Below are 4,554 nucleotides of genomic sequence, written 5' to 3'. Positions count from 1 at the left end.
AGAATGGCTTGCTGCAAACTCCCAAAGGCAATCATGTCTTGATGTCCTGGTTCAAAACGACTGATAAAAGTCACTTTAGAATTCAGGACCTTACGAGAACTTCTAACACCTGTTTCCTTATGGAAAATATGGCGCTGCACTTCTTTTTTAATACAAATAAAACCATTGCCATCACCAGCATGCAGCCATTTGTAACAGGAGGCTAGAAGGATGTCTATTCCGCTTTCGCGAAAGCGGAATTCTTCAAAACCTACATACTGGGTAGCATCAGCAATCATAATCATACGCGGGAAACGCTTCTTTAAATCCTTCAAAAACTCCAGGTCCATTTGTATACCCGAAATGTACTGTACCAAAGAGAAGCAGAAAAAATCTGGAGCTTCCTTTTCACAAACAGCCCTGATATTTACCTCCATTTGCTGGTCAATCGCCACATGATATGTTTTAAAACCTCTCGTTTCTATAGGCCCGTTAACCGATGGGTAATCATTTTCTAAAAGCAAAAAACTCGCCTGTTGATCCATTCCATTTATCAATATGTTGAATCCTATAGAGAAATTAGGAATGACCGCTGTACAATCAGGATCTGCATCCATAAATTTTGCGACAGTGTGTCGTACCTCACTGATAAAAACATTCCTGTTATTTGTGAAAACAGAAGCTTCATCCCGCATTTTTTTATCGAGCCGATTGCGATAATCCAGGAGATCTTGAGAAACCAATCCATGGTTTGCTGTATTGAGATAAGTATAATTTTTAAGAATGGGATATTGATCTATCATTTTATCTTGTTACTAAGAATCACTAGAAAGTTGTTCTAGTTGTTGACCCTCGAATTTCTTTTACTTTTGTCGTTTTACCTAAAGAAATTCGACGAATTTTTGTAAGCTTGTTCTGTGCCACCTATAGGGCTATAGGGTGCACTAAATTGCTGTCAAAAATATCATGACAATATAAAAAATAATTTTATTTAAACAGCTTACATTTTAATATTAAACTAGTATTGGCGTAAATTTGATTTAAAACAACGTGCATGTTCGGTAGAAGTAAAAAAGACGTACCAGGAATTGATTTAGAGCAAAAAGAAATGATCGAAAATGCCCAAAAGCGCATCAAACAGAAACGTGGTTTATTCACTCATTTTGTGATCTTTCTTATAGGTTCCGTCGGATTAATTATTATTGCAAACCGTCCTAATGTAGAAGACATTGCGATCGTTTTAGGGTTAAAATGGTGGACCTGGGTCATTTTTGTGTGGTTGCTTTTACTCGCTTATCATGCCTTTAACGTGTTTATTACAAAGCGACTTCTAGGCCCGGAGTGGGAAAATAAACAGTATGATAAGCTCGTAAAAATACAAATGAAACGCATGGAGCAACTGGAAAAAAAAGTAGAAAAAGAACGCGAGATGCCTGCTACTAAGACAGCTACAAATACCGCTACTTCTGAACGTAAAATCACGATGATTGCTGCCGCTGGCGCTAATAACGAATTGGGTAAGGACGGCGATCTTGTATGGCACCTACCAGATGACTTTAAACGTTTTAAATCACTGACTACTGGCCATCATATTATCATGGGACGCAAGACTTTTGAGAGCTTTCCTAAACCTCTTCCTAATCGCACTCATGTGATCCTAACAAGAGATATAAACTATACCGCCGAAGGCTGCGTGATCGTTCATAATATGGATGCTGCTCTAGCAACTGCTTCAGGAGATGAAAATCCGTTTATCATTGGTGGCGGTGAAATCTATACATTAGGTCTCGAATTTGCTAACCGCATAGAACTTACCCGAATTCACAGCAGTTTTAATGTGGATACATATTTTCCAGAAATAGATGAAAAGAAATGGAAGCTAAAAACATCTATTCATCACCCTATAGACGAGAAACATAAGTATAGTTTTGATTACGAAACCTGGGAAAAAGTTTAGTCCTCAATTTTAATTTGCAGTCGCAGGATCAGGATTCAGTGTCAATTAATTGGAGAAAATAGGCCGCTCCTAACCTTTTGAATTACCGTTTAATTTTGCTTTATCTAAATTAGTTTGCAGATGCTAGAAACCTAAGCTGCGCTCTTTTAATTTGTTGCTAGGCAGTCCACATTATTTAAAATATAGATTTATGGACTTTGCAAAACCAATGGACTATTAAAAAGCATTGGAACATGGAATGGCGGTTTTTGAAATTAGTGATGCCCTTTTAGTTTTTAAATGTCGAATAATTAAACGGTGTTATTTTTTAATTTATTGAGGCAAAAAATGAATTTACAGAAGGTGCTACGAGATTGTGTTAACGAATAAAAACTGAAAACGAAATAATTTATAGGCCTTATTTGGAAGTTAAATTGGTGTTGCTTGTTTCCTTAAGAAGAGCATTTTTCTTTAACTGTTCCATAAGAAAATCTACACGCAGTGTCCCTGCAACTATTTCAGCAACTGATAAAAATAGGCTATCTCCAACATTTTATAAGCAAACCAGAAGTTGCCAGCAGAGAAATATCTGATACCGTAGTTAAGATGAAATATGCTCTCGCTTGCAAATACCTCAACTTAGAACACTACCTACCTTTAAAAGGGAGTGCATTAGAATTAGGAAAACTCATCCACTACAGGATCAATAAGCCGGAGAAATTTGGTGTCCAACAGATCGATGAGGTTTTCAACTTACAAGATTTGATTACCGATAACCTCTGACACTAATCACAAACATTGAATACCGCTCCTCTCAAAGGAGAACTTCAACCAACTTCATTTACTAATTACGAGCTAAAACATTATTTTTACCAGGTTAATTAACCAATACTATTATGAAAGCATACGTTTTTCCAGGTCAAGGAGCTCAATTCACAGGAATGGGTAAAGACTTATACGATACTTATCCCGCAGCAAAAGAATTGTTTCATCAAGCTGATGCAATTCTCGGTTTTGAAATTTCAAAAATCATGTTTGAAGGAACCGCTGAACAGCTTAAAGAAACCAAGGTCACCCAACCGGCAATTTTTATTCACTCCGTGATTCTTGCAAAGATGATGGGAGCCGATTTCCAACCAGATATGGTGGCAGGACATTCTTTAGGAGAATTAAGTGCGCTTACCGCAACTGGATCACTGTCTTTTACTGATGGATTACAACTGGTTTCTAAACGTGCTCTTGCGATGCAGGCAGCCTGCGAAAAACAAGCCAGTACCATGGCTGCCATCATAGGAATGGCAGACGAAGACGTAGAAAAGGTGTGTAAGTCTGTAGATGGCGTAGTGGTAGCTGCAAATTACAACTGCCCCGGCCAACTCGTTATCTCTGGAGCTATTCCAGCGGTAGAAAAAGCTTGTGAAATCCTTAAAGAAAAAGGAGCCAAAAGAGCACTAATTCTTCCAGTAGGTGGTGCTTTTCATTCTCCATTAATGGAACCAGCAAGAGAAGAACTCGCAAAAGCCATAGAGCACACCCAATTTAAAAAACCTACGTGTCCTATTTATCAAAACGTATCTACCTTTGCAGTAGTTAATACAGATGACATCAGAACCAACTTGATTTACCAACTTACCGCTCCCGTAAAATGGACACAATCCGTACAACAAATGATCAAAGATGGCGCTACGGAATTTATAGAAGTAGGTCCAGGAAAAGCACTGCAAGGATTGATTAAAAAGATTGATCGTGAGGCGCAAGTGAGTCAAGGAACTGTGGCATTATAAGACAATATTTTATAGAGAACAGAGTATAGAAAACAGAAGTTATATCTATTCTCAGAGCAAAAAAAACACCCCTAGAAAACGCAGTTTTATAGGGGTGTTTTTTCTTACTGAATCATTTGTTATTTAATAAAATCTAGTTGCTCAAAATATATATCTATTACATGGTAAGAAGATCGCTACTCCAGTAAAGAAATACCACTTACCGTTTTAGAACAATCACCACCATTAGCACATGGAGTACAAATTCCAATACCTGGTTCTCCAGCAGGATTGTTTGGATACTTAGGAATACAACCTAATTGTTCTTGACTACAAGCGGTTGTTTTACAAGATGTACCACTAGCTGCGAGTAAAGTATTATTGCTGCTTTTTTGCACATAGAAACTCACTTTTACTTCTGGTCCCAAAAAAGTTAGATAATAAGAATTTTCAATTTCATCAATAGAAACATTTTCAAGCATAGGGTGAATACCAGACTCTTCCAAGTGATTTTTGTTTACCGCTTCAATTAAAGAATTCTTATCAGCAGTTAATACTGGCACTCCATTTTCTAAAATACCTATTTCTAACCATAAAGAGTAACCTGATTCTTTAATCAATTCCCTTTTTGCAGATTTATTGCTCGTTTCAATATTAGCTGTTGAGTTATCCTCATTACTACAGGAAGTAAAGAAAAATAATATTAAAAAAAAGATCTTAATTGGATTTTTCATATTTAATTTGTTCACAATCAAATATAAATGATAATGATAATGATAAATTTAACATTAAAATTAGTATATATCATCCTTATCATTGATGAACACACTTTGTTTTAACTGTTCTAATAAACGAAAATTAAATGACTAACTCAAT

Annotated in this window: 5 protein-coding genes; 3 read left to right on the top strand and 2 right to left on the bottom strand. The window is 36.4% G+C overall.

Annotated elements, in window-relative coordinates:
* Positions 1–782: aminotransferase class V-fold PLP-dependent enzyme (locus tag ACJAT0_RS12755; protein ID WP_415181960.1), on the bottom strand; the 782-nt coding region annotated here is incomplete at its 3' end.
* 251 nt (positions 783–1,033) lie between these two features.
* On the opposite strand from ACJAT0_RS12755, the gene ACJAT0_RS12750 reads away from it, so the two are divergent.
* The 3 genes from ACJAT0_RS12750 (at position 1,034) to fabD (ending at position 3,699) form a co-directional block, all read left to right on the top strand.
* Positions 1,034–1,936 carry a dihydrofolate reductase gene (locus ACJAT0_RS12750; protein ID WP_415181959.1) on the top strand — a complete coding sequence of 301 codons (903 nt, stop codon included), beginning with the start codon at positions 1,034–1,036 and terminating at the stop codon, positions 1,934–1,936.
* Positions 1,937–2,416: 480 nt separating this feature from the next.
* Entirely contained in the window at positions 2,417–2,698 is a 282-nt protein-coding gene (locus ACJAT0_RS12745) for a hypothetical protein (RefSeq protein WP_415181958.1), read from the top strand.
* Between the two features lie 113 nt (positions 2,699–2,811).
* Positions 2,812–3,699, top strand: coding sequence for an ACP S-malonyltransferase (gene fabD / locus ACJAT0_RS12740; protein ID WP_415181957.1), 888 nt, complete (start codon positions 2,812–2,814; stop codon positions 3,697–3,699).
* 176 nt (positions 3,700–3,875) lie between these two features.
* Here fabD and ACJAT0_RS12735 read toward each other — a convergent pair whose 3' ends face one another.
* Positions 3,876–4,412, bottom strand: a complete 537-nt coding sequence (locus ACJAT0_RS12735; protein ID WP_415181956.1) for a hypothetical protein — start codon at positions 4,410–4,412, stop codon at positions 3,876–3,878.
* Positions 4,413–4,554: the final 142 nt, after the last annotated feature.

The organism is Nonlabens sp. (assembly GCF_047636915.1).
Lineage (GTDB): Bacteria > Bacteroidota > Bacteroidia > Flavobacteriales > Flavobacteriaceae > Nonlabens.
The sequence above is the reverse complement of the archived record's forward strand: the minus strand, read 5'-3'. Positions and strand labels throughout refer to the sequence as shown.

What these genes read in the sequence shown, in the direction of transcription:
- ACJAT0_RS12750 (WP_415181959.1), top strand. Translation starts at nt 1,034, where the DNA reads ATGTTCGGTAGAAGTAAAAAAGACGTACCAGGAATTGATTTAGAGCAA.
- fabD (WP_415181957.1), top strand. Translation starts at nt 2,812, where the DNA reads ATGAAAGCATACGTTTTTCCAGGTCAAGGAGCTCAATTCACAGGAATG.
- ACJAT0_RS12735 (WP_415181956.1), bottom strand. Translation starts at nt 4,412, where the DNA reads ATGAAAAATCCAATTAAGATCTTTTTTTTAATATTATTTTTCTTTACT.